15 protein-coding genes are annotated in these 16,909 nt (G+C 64.4%); 8 read left to right on the plus strand and 7 right to left on the minus strand.

What is annotated here, in order from left to right; translation table 11 throughout:
- Positions 1–73: 73 nt before the first annotated feature.
- On the minus strand, positions 74–706 hold the full coding sequence (locus tag DIE08_RS07590) for a LysE family translocator (RefSeq protein ID WP_124901488.1): 633 nt from the start codon (positions 704–706) through the stop codon (positions 74–76).
- A gap of 620 nt (positions 707–1,326) precedes the next feature.
- On the opposite strand from DIE08_RS07590, the gene DIE08_RS07595 reads away from it, so the two are divergent.
- Complete coding sequence (locus DIE08_RS07595; RefSeq protein WP_059601050.1) at positions 1,327–1,650, plus strand: hypothetical protein; 324 nt, start codon at positions 1,327–1,329, stop codon at positions 1,648–1,650.
- Between the two features lie 36 nt (positions 1,651–1,686).
- Here the strand turns inward: DIE08_RS07595 and DIE08_RS07600 are convergent, their stop codons facing one another.
- Positions 1,687–2,922, minus strand: coding sequence for an NADH:flavin oxidoreductase/NADH oxidase family protein (locus DIE08_RS07600; protein ID WP_059601803.1), 1,236 nt, complete (start codon positions 2,920–2,922; stop codon positions 1,687–1,689).
- Between the two features lie 78 nt (positions 2,923–3,000).
- On the opposite strand from DIE08_RS07600, the gene DIE08_RS07605 reads away from it, so the two are divergent.
- Both DIE08_RS07605 and DIE08_RS07610 read left to right on the plus strand, forming a co-directional pair.
- Positions 3,001–3,462, plus strand: coding sequence for a MerR family transcriptional regulator (locus DIE08_RS07605; protein ID WP_124620664.1), 462 nt, complete (start codon positions 3,001–3,003; stop codon positions 3,460–3,462).
- 255 nt (positions 3,463–3,717) lie between these two features.
- A complete protein-coding gene (locus tag DIE08_RS07610; protein WP_059532307.1) occupies positions 3,718–4,038 on the plus strand; it encodes a DUF1330 domain-containing protein in 321 nt (106 codons plus the stop codon).
- A gap of 28 nt (positions 4,039–4,066) precedes the next feature.
- Here DIE08_RS07610 and DIE08_RS07615 read toward each other — a convergent pair whose 3' ends face one another.
- Complete coding sequence (locus DIE08_RS07615) at positions 4,067–4,903, minus strand: NAD(P)-dependent oxidoreductase (RefSeq protein ID WP_059681075.1); 837 nt, start codon at positions 4,901–4,903, stop codon at positions 4,067–4,069.
- Between the two features lie 102 nt (positions 4,904–5,005).
- Between DIE08_RS07615 and DIE08_RS07620 the strand changes: the two genes are divergently transcribed.
- Positions 5,006–6,109, plus strand: a complete 1,104-nt coding sequence (locus DIE08_RS07620) for a LacI family DNA-binding transcriptional regulator (protein WP_124620660.1) — start codon at positions 5,006–5,008, stop codon at positions 6,107–6,109.
- 122 nt (positions 6,110–6,231) lie between these two features.
- On the opposite strand, the gene DIE08_RS07625 is transcribed toward DIE08_RS07620, so the two are convergent.
- Positions 6,232–7,524 (minus strand): MFS transporter, encoded by a 1,293-nt coding sequence (locus tag DIE08_RS07625; protein ID WP_124901489.1) that lies wholly within the window; start codon positions 7,522–7,524, stop codon positions 6,232–6,234.
- A 341-nt stretch (positions 7,525–7,865) separates the two neighbouring features.
- Here DIE08_RS07625 and DIE08_RS07630 point away from each other — a divergent pair, with 341 nt between their 5' ends.
- Positions 7,866–9,344 (plus strand): DNA-3-methyladenine glycosylase 2 family protein, encoded by a 1,479-nt coding sequence (locus DIE08_RS07630; RefSeq protein WP_124901490.1) that lies wholly within the window; start codon positions 7,866–7,868, stop codon positions 9,342–9,344.
- Positions 9,341–9,874 carry a methylated-DNA--[protein]-cysteine S-methyltransferase gene (locus tag DIE08_RS07635; protein ID WP_124901491.1) on the plus strand — a complete coding sequence of 178 codons (534 nt, stop codon included), beginning with the start codon at positions 9,341–9,343 and terminating at the stop codon, positions 9,872–9,874. The genes DIE08_RS07630 and DIE08_RS07635 overlap by 4 nt, the downstream gene beginning before the upstream one ends.
- A 36-nt stretch (positions 9,875–9,910) precedes the next feature.
- Here DIE08_RS07635 and DIE08_RS07640 read toward each other — a convergent pair whose 3' ends face one another.
- On the minus strand, positions 9,911–10,408 hold the full coding sequence (locus DIE08_RS07640) for an Lrp/AsnC family transcriptional regulator (protein ID WP_124901492.1): 498 nt from the start codon (positions 10,406–10,408) through the stop codon (positions 9,911–9,913).
- Positions 10,409–10,565: 157 nt separating this feature from the next.
- On the opposite strand from DIE08_RS07640, the gene glmS reads away from it, so the two are divergent.
- The gene (gene glmS, locus DIE08_RS07645) at positions 10,566–12,395 is read left to right on the plus strand and encodes a glutamine--fructose-6-phosphate transaminase (isomerizing) (protein WP_124901493.1); all 1,830 of its coding nucleotides are present in this window, start codon (positions 10,566–10,568) and stop codon (positions 12,393–12,395) included.
- A gap of 298 nt (positions 12,396–12,693) precedes the next feature.
- On the opposite strand, the gene DIE08_RS07650 is transcribed toward glmS, so the two are convergent.
- Positions 12,694–14,133, minus strand: a complete 1,440-nt coding sequence (locus DIE08_RS07650) for a hypothetical protein (RefSeq protein ID WP_124901494.1) — start codon at positions 14,131–14,133, stop codon at positions 12,694–12,696.
- A gap of 128 nt (positions 14,134–14,261) precedes the next feature.
- Here DIE08_RS07650 and DIE08_RS07655 point away from each other — a divergent pair, with 128 nt between their 5' ends.
- Positions 14,262–15,542 carry an RES family NAD+ phosphorylase gene (locus tag DIE08_RS07655; RefSeq protein ID WP_124901495.1) on the plus strand — a complete coding sequence of 427 codons (1,281 nt, stop codon included), beginning with the start codon at positions 14,262–14,264 and terminating at the stop codon, positions 15,540–15,542.
- Between the two features lie 282 nt (positions 15,543–15,824).
- Here the strand turns inward: DIE08_RS07655 and DIE08_RS07660 are convergent.
- The coding region (locus DIE08_RS07660; protein ID WP_260436472.1) for an IS3 family transposase at positions 15,825–16,909 on the minus strand (1,085 nt) is incomplete at its 5' end.

The following is a 16,909-nucleotide window of genomic DNA, read 5'->3' on the forward strand; positions in this document are numbered from 1 at the left end:
AGCGCCGAATCCGATCCGCCGCGTGTTCGCGCGGCGGATCGTCCGTCTGGCTGGACGCGTGCGGGTTGTCCGTTCACACGTTCGACGCCAGCAACCGGATCCCCGCCACGCCGAACACCACGGCAAGACACGCTTCCATCGCGCGGCGTCCGCGCACGTACAGCCGGCGTGCGCCGTCCGTCGAGAACACCAGCGCATAGCCGCCGAACACCAGGCATCCAATCGCGATGCAGCCCGGCACGACGGCGCCGTGCGACGCGCCCGCGCCGTTCGACGACAGCGCGACGATCGACACCCACACCAGGATCGCTTTCGGATTCGTCAGATGCAGCATCGCGCCGCGTGCGTAGAAGCGCGACAGCTTCCGATCGGCCGTCGCCTTCGGCGTGTCGGCCGCCCTGGCCGACCACGCGGTGCGGCCCGACTTGAACGCGAGCCACAGCAGGTACACGCCGCCGAACAGCTTGATCGCGACCAGCAGCTGCGACCAGGCGAGCAGCGCGGCCGACACGCCCAGCGCGGCCACCGCCGCCCAGAACATCGAGCCCGAGATGACGCCGAGCGCGAACGCGAGCGCCGCCTTGCGGCCGTGGTTCGCGGCGACCGACATGATCGCGAGATTGCTCGGGCCGGGGCTGGCCGTACCGACGAAATAGGCCGTGTAGGCCAGCAGCAGATTCGCCGAGAAGAAGGCGTGGGCGCTCATGTCGAACCTCGCGGAGATGATGCGATGATTGTTCGCAAACACGGCGCGGCTGCCCATGGACAGTTGTCCGGTTATTCGCTGGGCCAGTTGGGCGCCGCGCGTCCACAGGTTGCGCATGCATCCGGCGGGCCGCGAACAAGACGTCTCGGATATGAAACATCCGGCGCATCCATCGTGCGCTTTCATCGTGAGGCGGGTGACGCCGCGGCTCGCCGCGCGAGAGCGTCCCGACCTCGTGCCGACGCCGGGAGCGGCACCGGCACGCGCGAGACACGACATTCCCCGATTCTTCGACCGAAACACTCGGCCGGTTTCAGCCCGGCGTTACGTTACATCGCTGAAGCATTTCATTCATCCGGCCCCTGTCGCGCTGCCGCTCGCGCTCGCGCGCAGCGTATGGATTCCCTTCTCGATTTTCCGTGCAAGCCAGTATCGGCGGGACGCGACGACTGCTGCCGCGCCCGGCGTCAACATTGCTCAACACTTGGATCGCGGGGCTGGTACGGAACGTGCATTCCCGTCGGATGACAATCGCGCCGCCGACCGGCGCGGACATGAACCCGGATCGGGACCCTCCATCGGACACGCCCGAACGATCCACGCAAGTTACGAGGCTCTTCATGGATGCGCTGCCCAACTCATCCGATACGTCGTTCCAGATCTTTCTCGCGAAACTGCTCGACCAGCCGCAGCCCGAGTGGACGGAAAAACAGCAGATGGAACTCGAGATGGCACGCACGCTGTCGACCCAGATGGTCCACTTCGCCGAAGGCATGCGCGGCGGCAACGCGGATCTCGCGCGCTGCCTCGTGCTGCTGCGCTACGCGAAGGTCCTCGACTTCATGCTGACGTCGCTCGCCGCGCACCGCGACATTCATCCGCAGACGCTGCGCACGCTGTTCCGGCTCGCGAACCTGAAGGTCGACGATGCGTATCCGGTGTGAGCGGGCATCGGGCAGCCCAACGCGGCGCCTTCGCGGCTAGCGCGCCGCCCGCCCCGCCATCCACTTGCGGTAACGCCGCGTCTGGCACTGCGCGGCGAGTTGCTGCGACACCAGCGCGCGCAGCGGCGACACGCCCGGGTGCGTGCGCCGCCCGACACTCAACCTCGCGAGCTGGAACTTCACGACGGCCATGTTGGCCAGCGCACCCAGCGCCTTGTTCTTCCAGCGGATCGGCTGCAGCGCCGGCGCGCTGTCCTTGCCGGCCTGCCAGTCGCGCGGCAGGTTCGGCTCGATCGACAGCGCGGTCGCGATACCGACCATCGCCACGCCGCTGGCGACCACCTGCTCGGCCACCGCGCGGCGCCGGATTCCGCCCGTGACCATCAGCGGCATGGCCGCGACGGCCGTGATGTCCCGTGCGAATTCGAGGAAATACGCTTCGCGGGCCAGCGTGCGCCCGTCGCGCGCCTCGCCCTGCATCGCCGGCACTTCATAGCTGCCGCCCGACAGCTCGACGAGATCGACGCCGAGCGGATTCAACAGTTCGACGACGCGCTTCGCATCGTCCGCGCTGAAGCCGCCGCGCTGGAAGTCGGCCGAATTCAGCTTGACCGACACGACGAACGCCGGCGACACCGTCGCGCGCACGTCGCGCACGATGTCGAGCAGCAGCCGCGCGCGGTGCTCGATGCTGCCGCCCCACGCGTCCTGCCGGCGGTTCGTCAGCGGCGACAGGAACTGGCTCAGCAGATAACCATGCGCCGCATGGATCTGCACGCCGGTGAAGCCGCTTTGCTCGGCGAGCTGCGCGGCGCGCACGAAGCGCTGCCGCACGTCGACGATGTCGGCTTCCGTCATCTCCTTCGGCACCGGGAACTGCTTCGACAGCGCGCCGAGCGCGAGCGGCACGGCCGACGGCGCGAGCGTCGTCTGGCCGAGCGCCGCCTGCATCTGGCGCCCCGGATGGTTGATCTGCATCCACACGTGCGCGCCGCCGGAGCGCGCGACCTGCGCCCACCGCCGAAAGCGGTCGAGATGCGCGTCGCTGTCGAGCACGACGCCGTTCGGCCCCGTCATCGCGCGGCCGTCCACCATCACGTTGCCGGTCAGGATCAGGCCCGCCCGGCCGTCCGCCCACGCCTGGTACAGCCGCAGCAACGCGTCGGACGGCGCATGGTCCGCATCGGCCATGTTCTCTTCCATCGCGGCCTTGGCGAGCCGGTTCGGGATCACCGCGCCATTGGGCAGTGTGAGGGGCGCAAACAGGTTCATGGTGGACATCCTCGATTGACGATGCCCAACCATAACTTTAAAGTCAGCTTCAAGGTCAAGCCCCCCTGGAGCACAAAGATGAAGATCGGCGAACTGGCGCGAACCAGCGGCATCGCGGCATCGCGCATCCGGTTCTACGAAGCGAGCGGCTTGCTCGAGCCGGCGCGCCGGCAGGCGAACGGCTATCGGGAATACGGGCCGGAAGCGCTGACGCGGCTCGCGATCATCGACCGCGCGCAGCGCGCGGGCTTCGCGCTCGACGAGATCCGCGCGGTGCTGCCGCCCGATCTCGGCGCGTGGCCGCGCGACGAACTGCTGCGGGCGTTGCGGAACAAGGTCGACGAAATCGCGCTGCTCGAACAGCGGCTCGCGCAGAACCGGCGCAACCTGCAGGCGCTGATCGACGAGATCGCGAACAAGCCCGCCGGCGAGGATTGCGCGGGCGCCGCGCAACGCATGCTCGACAAGCTGTGCAAGGAAGCGGCCGAGTCGGAGCCGGAACCTGTGCCGCACCCGCGGCCGATCCGCAAGCACGCGTGAGTGCGTCGCGCGCCCGATGTCCGTGACGTGCCGCACGCGACACGCGGCACGCGGCACGCGGCACGCGGTATGCGGTATGCGGTATGCGGTATGCGGTATGCGGTATGCGGTATGCGGTATGCGCGGCCCACGCGCGGCCGGCATCGCGCACGGCCACATGGATGTGCTTACGTCGCAGGTAATCGACGCGCGCCGCCCGCGCGCCGATCATGGCTTCACCGATCGACGCATCGCGTCGACGCCACGGAGCCCGCCATGACCGCCTACGCCATTGCCCACCTGCACGACGTTGAAATGTGCGACGACATCGTCGAATACCTCGAACGCATCGACGGCACGCTCGCGCCGTTCGACGGTCATTTCGTGATTCACGGCGCGCGGCCCGACGTGCGCGAAGGCGTGTGGCGCGGCGACCTGATCGCGATCGCGTTTCCCGATCTCGATACAGCGCGCACGTGGTACGAATCGGATGCTTACCGGCGGATCCAGCCGCTGCGCGCGCGGCACGCTAGCGGCCCGTTGATCCTGATCGACGGCGTGGACGAACGGCACAAGGCGACGGACATCCTGCGCTGATCCGCGACGCCGGCGGCGCCTGCGATGCTTACTTCGCGTTGCGCTCCATCGGCTCGCCCACGACGAACCCGCCGCCCTGGAACCGCTGCGCGGGATCGTCGTAGTCGGCGGTCGGCGCCGTCACCGGGAACAACCCGGCGAACTGCTCGGAGCTGTCGCGCGGGCGGAAGCCGAGGAAGCCGGCCTTCGTGTTGTCCCACCACTTCACCGGGTTGTCCGACGCGCCGTACACGATCGCATGGCCGACGCGGTTCGTCAGCAGCGAACAGCGCACCAGCTCGATGAAGTCGCGATAGCTGAGGAACGTCACGAGCATGCGCGGATTCTTCGGCACTTCGAACGACGAACCGATCCGCAGGCACACCGTCTCGATCCCGAAGCGATCGAAGTAGTAACGCGACAGCGATTCGCCGAAGCACTTCGTCACGCCATACAGGCTGTCGGGGCGCAGCGGCGAATCGGCGTCGAGCACTTCCGTGACCGGATGAAAACCGATCGCATGGTTCGAGCTCGCGAACACGACGCGCTTCACGCCATGCTTGCGTGCGGCTTCGTACAGGTTGTACGTGCCGGTGATGTTCGCATCGACGAGATCGTCGAACGGCGCGTCGACCGAAATGCCGCCGAGGTGGACGATCGCGTCGACACCGTCGACGAGCGCCATCACCGCCGGCCGGTCCGCCAGATCGACGACCCGGATTTCCTCGTGCGGGGCCGCATCGTCCAGCGCGGCGATGTCGCTCACGCGCACGATGTCGGCCCAGCTCGCCAGCGCGCCGCGCACCTGACGGCCAAGGTTGCCGGCCGCGCCGGTCAGCAGCAGGCGCCCGAACGGCTTGCGTGCGCCGGTGGATGTGGCGTTCATCGAATCTCCTTGAATCTGTTCTGAAGTGTCCTGGACGTCGTCCGAATCCGACGGAATCGGAAAACGTTTTCCAACTATACGCGGGACAAAAGCCGAACGTCAATGGTCGAATCTGCCCGCAGCCATCCGCACTTTCCCGATATCGGTCGGTGGCCGGACGCCGGCTTTTTCTGCCACAATCCGGTGCAATCGAACGAAAACGTTACCCTTCCGATGAAAAAAGTTTCCCCGACGATCCGCGACGTGGCGGCGGAAGCCGGTGTGTCGGTCGCGACGGTATCCAAGTACGTAAACGGCACGCAACGCTTTTCGCCAACCGTCGAAGCGCGGCTCAAGGAAGCGATCGAGCGGCTCGGCTACCGCTCGAACCCGCTCGCGCGCTCGATGATCACCGGGCGCACGCGCACCATCGGCCTCGTGATCCTCGACATCAGCAACCCGCACTTCACGAACGTCGTCAAGGGCGCGAACCGCGTCGCGCTCCAGCACGACTACACGCTGCTGCTCGTCGATACCGAAGAGAACCAGGCGCGCGAACGCTCGCTGATCGAGGCGCTCGCGCAGCGCGTCGACGGGCTGATCGTCAGCACGCGGATGCCCGACGACCAGGCCGGCTGGATGCTCGACCTGCACAAGCCGCTCGTGCTGCTCAGGCGCAGCCCCGGCCTGCCGATTCCGAGCGTCGGCATCGACAACCGGCTCGCGACCTACATGCTCGCGCGCCACCTGCTCAATCTCGGCCATACGCGCATCGCGTACCTCGGTTTCGGCCCCGCGCGCGTCAACGACGAACGGATCCAGGGCGCGCGCGACTGTCTCGCCGAAGCGGGGCTCACGCTCGACGTGCACGATGCGCATGCGCCGACCGCCGAAGCCGGCGAGCGCGCATGCTCGCGCGTGATGCTCGGCCCGAACCGTCCGCAAGCCGTGATCTGCTACAACGACCTGATCGCGCTCGGCTTCATGAAGGAAGCCGCGTCGCTCGGGTTCCGGCTGCCGCAGGACGTGTCCGTCGCCGGCGTCGACAACGTGCCGTACGGCGAATACGCGGCACCCGCGCTCACCACCATCGACATCCAGAGCGAGAACATGGGCGAGCTCGCGATGCAGAAACTGATCGACGCGCTCGCCGGGCGCACCGACGCCAGTTATTCGACGTTCGAGCCGCGACTGATCATGCGTGCGTCGACGGCTGCGGCCGGTTGAATTGCGCAGTCGCGTCCGCCGCCTGCTGACGCTTCGTCGTCACTTCGTCGTCACTGCGCCGCTGTGCATCGCAAATAAAAACGCGCCGCCTCCGGGCGGCGCGTTCGTTTGCCGGCACGCGGTCAAGCGTCGAGCTTCGCTGGCTTCATCTTCGGCGTGAGCACGTGCATGACCGCCAGCGCGAGCAGGTAGGCCAGCGCGCCGATCGCGAACAGCACCCAGTAGTGGCCCGTGCGTTGCAGCACCTGGCCGATCACTTCCGAGAACAGCACGCCGCCGATCGAACCGGCCATCCCGCCGATGCCGACAACCGACGCGACCGCGCGGCGCGGGAACAGGTCGGACGCCGTCGTGAACAGGTTCGCCGACCAGCCCTGGTGCGCGGCGGCCGCGAGGCCGACGATCAGCACCGCGCCCCACAGGCTCTGCACCTGCGACACGAACGCGATCGGCAGCACGCAGCAGGCGCAGACCAGCATCGCCGTCTTGCGCGCGCCGTTCACGCTCCAGCCCGCGCGCAACAGCATCGACGACAGCCAGCCACCGCCGATGCTGCCGACCGTCGTCAGCGCATAGATGCACACGAGCGGCAGGCCGATGTGCTGCATGTCCATCCCGCGCGACTCGTTGAGCCACTTCGGCAGCCAGAACAGGTAGAACCACCACACGGGGTCGGTCAGGAACTTGCCGATCAGGAACGCCCACGTCTCGCGCTTGCGGATCAGTTCGCCCCAGCGCGGCGCACCGGCATCCGCGTTCGCCGCGTCGAGCGCTTCGGCTTCGTCGCGCGGCTCGTCGTATTCCGCGGCGAGCGCGCGCGTGTCGGCCGTGCGATACATCACCAGCCAGACCGCGAGCCACACGATGCCGATCGCGCCGATGATCACGAATGCCGCGCGCCATCCGTAGGCCACCGCGATCGCCGGGATGATCGCCGGCGCGAACACCGCGCCGATGTTCGCGCCCGAGTTGAAGATACCGGTGGCAAGCGCGCGCTCGCGACGCGGAAACCATTCGGCCGTCGTCTTGATCGCGGCCGGGAAGTTGCCGCCCTCGCCGATCCCGAGCAGCGCGCGCACGGCCGCGAAGCCCATCACCGAACCGACCGCCGCGTGCAGCATCGCCGCGATGCTCCACACCAGCATCGCGACCGCATACGAGATGCGCGTGCCGAGCCAGTCGACGATGCGCCCGAAGCCGAGCAGGCCGATCGCGTAGAAAGCGGAAAACGCCATCACGATGCGGCCGTACTGCACCTGGCTCCAGCCGATGTCGTGCTGAAGCATCGGCGCGAGCAGGCCGAGGATCTGTCGATCCATGTAGTTGATGACGGTCGCGAAGAACAGCAGCGCACAGACGGTCCAGCGGTAGCGGCTGGCGGCCGCGCGCACCGCGCCGACGACGGCAGATTGCATGAGTGTCTCCGATGCGCGGCCGCGCCCGTCGCGCCGCTGGATGTTGTCTGTCCGTGACCGGCGACGGGCGCCGGACCGGACGGCGGCCCGCCCCTTGCGTGGCACGGCCGCTCGTCCGTCGAGTTCTGGAAAACGTTTTTCAAAGGATAGGGCTTGGCCCGGTACCGTGTCAGTCGGGGATTTCGATGAGTCATCTCAAATCCGGCCGCGCAAAAAAGACGACTGTTTCGCAAAGTGGCATTAACCGTTTTTTCGGGATTTTCCCGTGTGCGAAAGGGGGCCATGACGCGAGCCGGCGCGTCGATACACATGTCCGATTCCAGCCGGAATCGGCGGCACGGATGGTTTACAGTCATCTCATGCACCTCGATCCAGACACCTGCTACGACGCCCTGCTTTCGCGGAACCGCCGCTTCGACGGCTGGTTCTTCGTCGGTGTGTCGACGACGGGCGTGTATTGCCGCCCCGTTTGCCCGGTGAAACCACCGAAGGCGCGGAACTGCAGTTATTACCCGACCGCCGCCGCCGCGGAGAAAGCCGGCTTTCGGCCGTGCATGCGGTGCCGGCCCGAACTCGCACCGGGCCACGGGCTGCTCGACCTGTCCGGCAATCTCGCCGACGCGGCCGCCTCGCTGATCGAGGACGGTTTCCTGAACGCGCACTCCGTCGATGCGCTCGCGCGGCGAGTCGGCGTGACCGAGCGCCATCTGCGCCGAATCTTCGCCGCGCAGTTCGGCGTGTCGCCGGTCGAATTCGCGCAGACGCACCGTCTGCTGATGGCCAAGCGCCTCCTGACCGACACCGCGCTGCCGGTGGCCGTGGTTGCTTCGACTGCCGGGTTCGGCAGCGTACGACGCTTCAACGATTTGTTCCGCCAGCGCTACGGTCTCAATCCGCTGCGCCTGCGCAAGGGCGCCGGCGCATCCGCCAGTGGCGACATGACCTTCCCGCTACCGTACCGGCCGCCGTTCGCTTGGGCCGAATTGATGCGCTTCCTCGCGCAGCGGCAGGTCGACGGCGTCGAGCGTATCGATGCGCACGGCTATGCCCGCGTCGTCGCCCTGCCGAACGGGCACGGCGACGCTCAGGTGACGGGCTGGCTGTCCGTCACGCACGTGCCGCAGCGGTTCGCGCTCGCGGTGACCGTGTCGCCCGCGCTGACGCCCGTCGTCCCGGCCGTGCTCGCGCGCGTGCGGCGGCTGTTCGATCTAGACAGCCGCCCCGACGTGATCGACGCGCATCTGGGCGAGCTCGCGGACGGCTCGCCCGGCTTGCGCGTGCCCGGCGCGTTCGACGGGCTCGAGATCGCGATTCGTGCGATCGCGGGCGAACGATTGGCTGCGATGCAGGCAGGCGCCGTGCTGGCGCGTGTGGCCGAACGCTTCGGCACGCCGGTGGACCACGCACCGCCGGGGCTCACGCATGCGTTGCCTTCCGCCGCGACGCTGGCGAGGGTGCCGCCGGCGGCGCTCGAAGCAATCGGCGCGACGCGTGATGCGGCGCGGGCGATCGTGTCGCTCGCACGTGCAGTCGCCGACGGCACGCTCGCGCTCGAACCGATGGCGCCGCTCGATGCGACGCTCGCTGCGTTGCGCGCGCTGCCCGGCTTCGACGAACGCGCGGTGCAGTATGTCGCGATGCGTGCGATGGCCTGGCCGAACGCGTTCCCCGCAGACGACGCGTGGCTTGCACCGCGCGCCGCCGCCACCGAGCGTCCGCGCAGCATCGCATCATCGGCGCCGCAAGCGGGGCGCTGGGCGCCATGGCGCGCGTATGCCGCACTGCATGTGTGGCGCCTTCATGGAGAAGCTTCGCGATGACTCCCGCTCATCTGATTCCGAGCCCACTGGGCGACATCGCCATCCGTAGCGAAGACGATGCCCTGACGGGCCTCTTCTTCGTCGGCCAGAAATACTATCCATCGCTCGGGATCGCGCCGGATGCGGACGTACGCAACGCGTCGCCGCTCGCGCGCAAGGTTGCCGAAGAAGTCGCCGAATATTTCGCCGGCACGCGCGGAACCTTCTCGGTGCCCATTCATCTGCGCGGCACCGAGTTTCAGCGCAGCGTGTGGAAGGAACTGCTCGCGATTCCGTTCGGCAAGCTCGTGTCGTACGGCGACATCACCGAACGCGTCGGGCTGCCGATGAGTGCCGCGCGCGCCGTCGGCGGCGCGGTCGGCCGCAACCCGGTAGCGATCATGGTGCCGTGCCATCGCGTGATCGGCGCGTCGGGCAGCCTGACCGGTTATGCAGGCGGCATCGATCGCAAACGCGCGTTGTTGTCGCTCGAGGGCGCCGGGTTCGCGCGCGGCGAGCGCCATCCGATGCAGCAGACGTTCGCGTTCTGACGCCGCGCGCGTGCCGTTCGACCTGTGTCGTGCGGTCTAGGCGTCGCCGCGCTTGCGCATCGCATGCGTGACCCGCGCGTTCGCCTCGAACTTCGCGCGATGCGTCGAGAAGAACGTCCGCACGTTGCGGACGTTCGATGCGCCGGTGAACAGCCGCCGCGCGAACGCGTCATATTCGGCGACGTCGGCCAGATCGGCCACCACCACGAAATCCGGCCCCGGCGACACGCGATAGCACTGCGTGACCGCCGGCTCCGCGCACACGTAGGCCTCGAATGCGTCGTAGTCTTCCGCCGTCTGCCGGTCGAGACTGATCTCGATCAACGCCGTGACGGCCGTGCCGATCGCGACCGGGTCGAGCACAGCGACCTGGCGGCGGATCACGCCCGCTTCCGTCAGCCGCCGCACGCGGCGCATGCACGTCGGCGGCGACGACAGCGCGCGCTCGGCGAGTTGCAGGTTCGACACCGATGCGTCGTCCTGCAGGATCGCGAGAATGCGCAGGTCGAGATCGTCGAGCGTGATGCCAGCCATCGGCGGCTCCTTCCGGTCAGGTTCGTGAAATTTAATTTCAACATGATAGCCGACGTCTCGTCTGCTTCATTTTCTTGTGTATTTTGAAATTTAATTCCACTCGACCGCTTCTACCATCGCTGTCACGGGTCCAGACAGGACATTTACGGAGCGCGATATGTGTGGAATTGTCGGGGCGGTGGCCCAGCGGGACATCCTGCCGAACCTCGTCGACGGGCTGAAGCGGCTCGAATACCGCGGCTACGACTCGTGCGGCGTCGTGGTCTATCGCGACCGTGCGCTGGCACGGGCGCGCAGCGTCGACCGCGTCGCCAACCTGCAGCGCGAGATCGCCGCGCACGCGCTGTCCGGCTACACCGGCATCGCGCATACGCGCTGGGCAACGCATGGCGCGCCCGTCACGCTCAACGCGCATCCGCACTTCTCGCCGAGCGACGACAACGCGCGCATCGCGCTGTCGCACAACGGCATCATCGAGAACTGCGATCAACTGCGCGCGGAATTGCAGACGCACGGTTACGTGTTCGCGAGCCAGACCGACAGCGAAGCGATCGCGCACCTGATCGACCACCTGTACGACGGCGACCTGTTCGACGCGGTGCGCCGCGCGGTCGCGAGGCTGCGCGGCAGCTATGCGATCGCGGTGATGTGCCGCGACGAACCACACCGGATCGTCGGTGCGCGCGACGGGATGCCGCTCGTCGTCGGTGTCGGCGATGGCGAGAATTTCCTGGCGTCGGATGCGATCGCGTTGTCGGGCATCACCGATCGCATCGCTTACCTCGAGAATGGCGACGTCGCCGATATTCAGCTGCATCGCTACTGGATCGTCGATGCGGCCGGCCAGCGCGTCGAGCGCGCGGTGCAGCGGGTGGCCACGCACAGCGGCGCGGCGGACCTCGGCTCGTATCGCTACTACATGCAGAAGGAAATCTTCGAGCAGCCGCAGGCGGTGGCCGATACGTTGCTCGATGTCGGGTCGATCATGCCCGAGCTGTTCGGCGACGGCGCGTGGCGCGTGTTCAACGACATCGACTCGGTGTTGCTGCTCGCGTGCGGCGGCAGTTATCACGCGGCGCTGACCGCGAAATACTGGATCGAGAGCATCGCGAAGCTGCCGGCGAGCGTCGAGATCGCGAGCGAGTTTCGCTATCGCGACAGCGTGCCGAATCCGCGCACGCTGGTCGTCGCGGTGTCGCAGAGCGGCGAGACGGCCGACGTGCTCGGCGCCGTGCATGTCGCGAAGCAGCGCGGGATGATGCATACGCTCGCGATCTGCAACGTCGCGACGAGTGCGCTGATGCGCGAATGCGTGCTGCAGTTCGTCACGCGCGCGGGGATCGAGATCGGGGTGGCTTCGACAAAGGCTTTTACGACGCAGCTCGTGGCGCTGTTCTTGCTGACTTTGTCACTGGCGCAGGTGCGCGGGCGGTTGAGCGATGACGAGGAGAAGGAGCATCTGCGTGCGCTGCGGCATCTGCCCGATGCGATGTCGAAGGTGCTCGCGCTGGAGCCGCAGATCATGGGCTGGTCGGAGCTGCTCGCGCGACGCGACAACATGCTGTTTCTCGGACGAGGGATGCATTATCCGATCGCGCTCGAAGGCGCGCTGAAGATGAAGGAGATTTCGTATATCCACGCGGAGGCTTATCCCGCCGGGGAGTTGAAGCATGGGCCGCTGGCGTTGGTCAGTAACGAAATGCCCGTCATTGCCGTGGCGCCGAATGACGTGCTTCTGGAAAAGCTCCGGTCGAACATGCACGAGGTCAGCGCGCGCAACGGCAGGCTTTTCGTGTTCGCGGATGTGGACTGCGGGTTGGTGCCGAGTGAGGGAATCGAGGTGATTCGGCTTAACGAGTACTACGGGCCGCTTTCGCCAATCCTGCATACGGTGCCGATGCAGTTGCTGGCCTATCACGCGGCGTTGGCGCGGGGGACGGATATCGATAAGCCGAGGAATCTTGCCAAGTCGGTGACGGTGGAGTGAGGGTATGTCGCTGCGCCGTTGTCGTGCTAAGGTGCATTAATTCCGGTTGCGGGCGCTCGATTTAGGTTTGGTTACGAGGGCCTTTTGTGCCGCTAAGCCTTTCCTGACAAGGCGTAACTGAAACTGTTGTCAAAGGGGCGCCGGAGCTATTTTCCGCGCCCTTTTTTGCGATTGCCTTGCAGATTTCACAGATTGCACAGGAGCGACGCCCCACTGAGCGGACGTTCGCGTCCTCATTGTCGGCCTGAGCTGCCCACCCTCCAGACCTTTCAGCCACCCGACGCCCCCCACCTGCCCGTCAATGGGCGACGACCTGTTGCCTCGGTTGGGCCCGCTCCGCCAATTTCTCGTAAAACGGCTCGTAGATTTCAAAGAGGTGCGCTGGCAGTTCGGGGCCCAGATACGGCTTCTCGTTCAGGAGCTCCGAAAGCAACAAAAGGCGCCTTTCGGGCTCGCGTCGCCTCCGCGAGTAGTCTTCGAAGAAGGATGCGAACCGGCACTGCCCCCTACGCACGGCTTCAATGAGACGGTCAAGGTGGTCGACGCTGAGGATGTACACGGGATTATCCGATGCGAATTGGTCCGCGCTCGTCGTAAACAGTTGGTCCGTCTCAGCTGCAAAGAGGTCACCGTAGGTGATGACAACTTTGTGCACAGTTGCTCCGGAGCGAGCTTTTCGCACGAAGGCCTCGACGTTGCGGAGCTGCCCATCTGCCTTTCTGACGGTCGCACTGAGCTTCGAAGCATAGTCGCGGGCGGTTCCATTAGCCGGAAGCGTGTGGGTGAGCGCTTTATTCTTGACCTCCAGCAACACAACATCGGCTCCGTCCAAAACTGCGAAGTCGCAACATTGACCTTCGACAACGAAACGTGCGCGAACCTCGTTTTCGCCCAAGACCTCCACACTCGTCAGGGCCAGGGTGCGACCGACGTACGCCTCGAACAACTTCTCGAAGGTCTGGCGAACTCCGTTGCTTTCGCTTCGGCCAACGATGTCACTTAACGCGTACCCCAAGTTGCGGTCGAGGCCGCATCGTCCCCAGAAAAACCACATCTTATTGAACACCGTGAAAGGCGAACGATAGAGAAGGTTCGGTTGAAACCACTCGTCCGGGCTGACTTCGCGCATCTGTTGCGCAGTTACCTCTCGCGGAACAAGCATAGTCTGATAGAACCGCTCGACAGGCTCCTTGCCAAATATCTTCCACAGGCCCACGCGATAGTCCGCAGCGACAACTCTGGAGATGTTCGCGAGAGAGTGCTGGCGAAACAGGGCGGCCATCCCGAGAAAGTCCGTCGGCGGCATACCCAAGGTGTCCTCAAACAGGCGATAACGATTCGAGGTTGGTTGAAGCTGATTGACAAGGTCAATTTGACGAGCGAATGGGCCAAGTTCCTGCTCACGCTGGTGCGGAATCTGCGGCATTATCAAAGACCGAAGCGTGAGATGAAGTGAACGCGCAGGGGCAAATCCGGGGAACGCGTGGTTCATTACGTCCCAGGAACTGTCGATGCAACGTCGTAAATCTTGCTTTGAGATTGCCGTGCGACCATACATTCGTGCATCGTCGCGCAACACCCAAACGGCAAGCCGCTCGGCGAGCCACGGCGCATGCATCTTCCCATCCCTTGCTGTGGACTCGGTTCTGATGAAGCGGGAAAGTTCGCCTAGAACACTGGGGTAAGAATATTTCCTCAGCTGGTTGCGAACAGGACGAATTGCTTCTGCGTAAGTCATCTGCACACTCGAACTCGGCGGAGAACGGTCAGCGAGCGCCTCGTTTCAGGCACCTTCTCTTGCTGCCCGTATCATGCTGCGTGTGACCACATACCGTTGTATCACTGCGAATCGCTGAGGGAACCACCTTGCCTGACCACATCTGTTACGCATGCTTCGAAGATACTTACCTTCGCGAGATGGTCCATCGTGAGGGAGCCTTAAACGAGTGTAGAGTCTGCGAAGAAGAACGCGAGGGCATCAGCGTTGCAAGATTGGGTGAAATCCTTGCGCCCATCATGCGTGAAAATCTTCAATTTGGCCAGTCAGTTCCCGAAATCGACGATAACGACAGAATCTACTACCGTCAGCTCGGGGACTCTATTGCTGGTTGGGTCCAGGAGTTTCTTGGTCAGTATTTCGAGTTTGAAGATGAAATTGTGAACGCCGTCGTTGAGACGGACGACTACGACCCGAGGGACGGCGGAGAACCATTCTGGGACGACATGCAGAGTTACGAGCGTGTCCAGCATCTGCCCATCGAGTACCATGAAAGATGGCAGGAGACGCTTGTGGACGTGAAACACCGCAGGAGGTTCTTCAGCGAAAAAGCCCGGCAATTTTTCACCGAGCTGTTCGAAGGCGTCGAGCACATGTACGTCCCAGGCAGGCGCCGCGCGCCGGTCGTGCGTCGATTGGCTGCAAACAAACGTCTCTTTCGGGCCCGCGTCGTGACGAGCACTGCGTTGCTCAAGCAGATGCTAAACGACCCCTTAAAGCATGTTGGTCCACCTCCGCCGGCGGCCGCACGCGCAGGTCGAATGAATGCCGAAGGGGTATCTGTATTTTACGGCTCACTAGAGCGGAATACCTGCCTGTCGGAAATGCGCCCTGCTATCGGAAACGACATTGTGCTGATTGAAGTGGCGACAAACAGGAAGCTCCGAATCCTCGATTTTGCCCGGCTCGAGAATGCTCGTTCCAGCCAGAATCTCAGTTTTTTCCAGCCAGACTTCAGCAAACAGCGTGCTCGACGTCAGTTTCTACGCATATTGCATGAGCAGATTGCTCAACCGGTCACCCCCGGACACGAGTCGGACTATCTCATCACTCAGACGATGGCCGAGTTCCTCTCGCACCTTGCGAAGCCGCCGTTCGACGGCATTATGTTCCAGTCGACACAACGACGCGGCGGAACCAATATCGTCTTGTTCCCGAATGCCATGGTCGACGATTTTGGCGAACCTCAAGCCCTTCCGGTTTCCCTCACGGACGGGGAAGTGAACGTCTACAAAACCCAGTTGGTTTCCTACACCCATGAGCGGCAGCATTTCTATCGCTCTCCCGAATCGGACGAAGTTATTCCGCTCCGGGCACCCGACTTCCAGCCCGACGTTGAACTCGATGGATTCTGGAACGGTGATTTTTGAAAACGGCCCAGACGCTTCACCACCTGCGTCACAAAATTGTGCTGAACATGGGACAAGTTAATCGCCGTGTGCTAGTCTCCAGCGAACGGGTGAGCAGCCCTCAAGAACACTCATAATCAAGTATCAGCAAGGGGATATACGTGTGAGACGGCAAACTCGCGCGTCGGGGCATGGCCGAGCGTTGAGGCAAACAGGTGCAGGTTCTGGGCGCTTAGGTTCGCGACCAGACCTCGTTTCCCTCATGAGAGACCCGGTGAGGCTAGCCCAATTTCCGTCCCAGTCTTAGCTGGAAAATTCCGGCTCTTCGGGGCGGGCCGAACCGGCCCGATCGGTGCACTGGCGGGCGAATTCCGCCGGTGTCATCCACTGCAGCGCAGAATGAGGACGCGCCTCGTTATAGTACTCGCGCCAGACTTCGATTTTGCGTCTGGCGTCCTCGAGCGACAAGAACCAGTGCGCGTTGAGGCATTCCTCCCGAAAACGTCCGTTGAAGGATTCATTCTTCGCATTGTCGGTCGGCTTGCCCGGGCGCGAGAAGTCAATCTCCACGCCATTTTCGTACGCCCATTTGTCGAGCGCCTTCGAAATGAACTCGATGCCGTTGTCTGCCTTGATATAGCGGGGAAGCGGACGATGCTGCGCGAGCCGAGTCAGCGCGGCGACAACGTGCTCGCCACGCAATGAGCCATCGACTTCAATCGCCAAGCATTCCCGCGTGTAGTTGTCCACGATCGTGAGCGTGCGCAAGCGTCGACCATCAAACAGCGCATCAGCGACGAAATCCATACTCCAGATTTCGTTGATTGCACTTACTGACTGCTTCGGCTGGCGGCGGCGAGCCGACTTGTTCCGTCGAGGTCGCTTGTGGCGCAACGAAAGACCCAGTTCGCGATACACGCGTTCTACTCTCTTGTGGTTGTCTCTCCAGCCTTCCCGGCGAAGCATCACATACACGCGGGGCGCACCGTAATGCACCCGCACTTCCGTGATCTCCTTGATGCGCATTTCCAGTGCGCTTTGATCCCGCGCGACCGACTCGTAACGGTAGACCGTGCGGGACAATTGCAACAACGCGCACGTCTGCCGCTGGCTTGCGCCGAAACGCTGCATCAAGTCCGTGACAAGCTCACGGCGCCGAGAAGGCTTCAGAGTTTTTTTTGATAGCACGTCCTGCAGCATGGCCTTGTCCAGCGACAGATCGGCCACGAGCCGCTTGAGCTTTGCGTTCTCTTCCTCAAGTTGCTTCAGCCGGCGCAGCTCCGAGGGCGACAGCCCGCCATATTTCGTCCGCCAGTTAATGGTATGGACTGCTCCGGCAGGCGTATCGTAACTGCTGACGTTACCGTTCATAGGAGTATCGTCATGGA

The organism is Burkholderia sp. Bp9004, from assembly GCF_003858025.1.
Classification (GTDB): domain Bacteria; phylum Pseudomonadota; class Gammaproteobacteria; order Burkholderiales; family Burkholderiaceae; genus Burkholderia; species Burkholderia diffusa.

What these genes read in the sequence shown, in the direction of transcription:
- DIE08_RS07590 (WP_124901488.1), bottom strand. Translation starts at nt 706, where the DNA reads ATGAGCGCCCACGCCTTCTTCTCGGCGAATCTGCTGCTGGCCTACACG.
- DIE08_RS07595 (WP_059601050.1), top strand. Translation starts at nt 1,327, where the DNA reads ATGGATGCGCTGCCCAACTCATCCGATACGTCGTTCCAGATCTTTCTC.
- DIE08_RS07600 (WP_059601803.1), bottom strand. Translation starts at nt 2,922, where the DNA reads ATGAACCTGTTTGCGCCCCTCACACTGCCCAATGGCGCGGTGATCCCG.
- DIE08_RS07605 (WP_124620664.1), top strand. Translation starts at nt 3,001, where the DNA reads ATGAAGATCGGCGAACTGGCGCGAACCAGCGGCATCGCGGCATCGCGC.
- DIE08_RS07610 (WP_059532307.1), top strand. Translation starts at nt 3,718, where the DNA reads ATGACCGCCTACGCCATTGCCCACCTGCACGACGTTGAAATGTGCGAC.
- DIE08_RS07615 (WP_059681075.1), bottom strand. Translation starts at nt 4,903, where the DNA reads ATGAACGCCACATCCACCGGCGCACGCAAGCCGTTCGGGCGCCTGCTG.
- DIE08_RS07620 (WP_124620660.1), top strand. Translation starts at nt 5,006, where the DNA reads ATGGTCGAATCTGCCCGCAGCCATCCGCACTTTCCCGATATCGGTCGG.
- DIE08_RS07625 (WP_124901489.1), bottom strand. Translation starts at nt 7,524, where the DNA reads ATGCAATCTGCCGTCGTCGGCGCGGTGCGCGCGGCCGCCAGCCGCTAC.
- DIE08_RS07630 (WP_124901490.1), top strand. Translation starts at nt 7,866, where the DNA reads ATGGTTTACAGTCATCTCATGCACCTCGATCCAGACACCTGCTACGAC.
- DIE08_RS07635 (WP_124901491.1), top strand. Translation starts at nt 9,341, where the DNA reads ATGACTCCCGCTCATCTGATTCCGAGCCCACTGGGCGACATCGCCATC.
- DIE08_RS07640 (WP_124901492.1), bottom strand. Translation starts at nt 10,408, where the DNA reads ATGGCTGGCATCACGCTCGACGATCTCGACCTGCGCATTCTCGCGATC.
- glmS (WP_124901493.1), top strand. Translation starts at nt 10,566, where the DNA reads ATGTGTGGAATTGTCGGGGCGGTGGCCCAGCGGGACATCCTGCCGAAC.
- DIE08_RS07650 (WP_124901494.1), bottom strand. Translation starts at nt 14,133, where the DNA reads ATGACTTACGCAGAAGCAATTCGTCCTGTTCGCAACCAGCTGAGGAAA.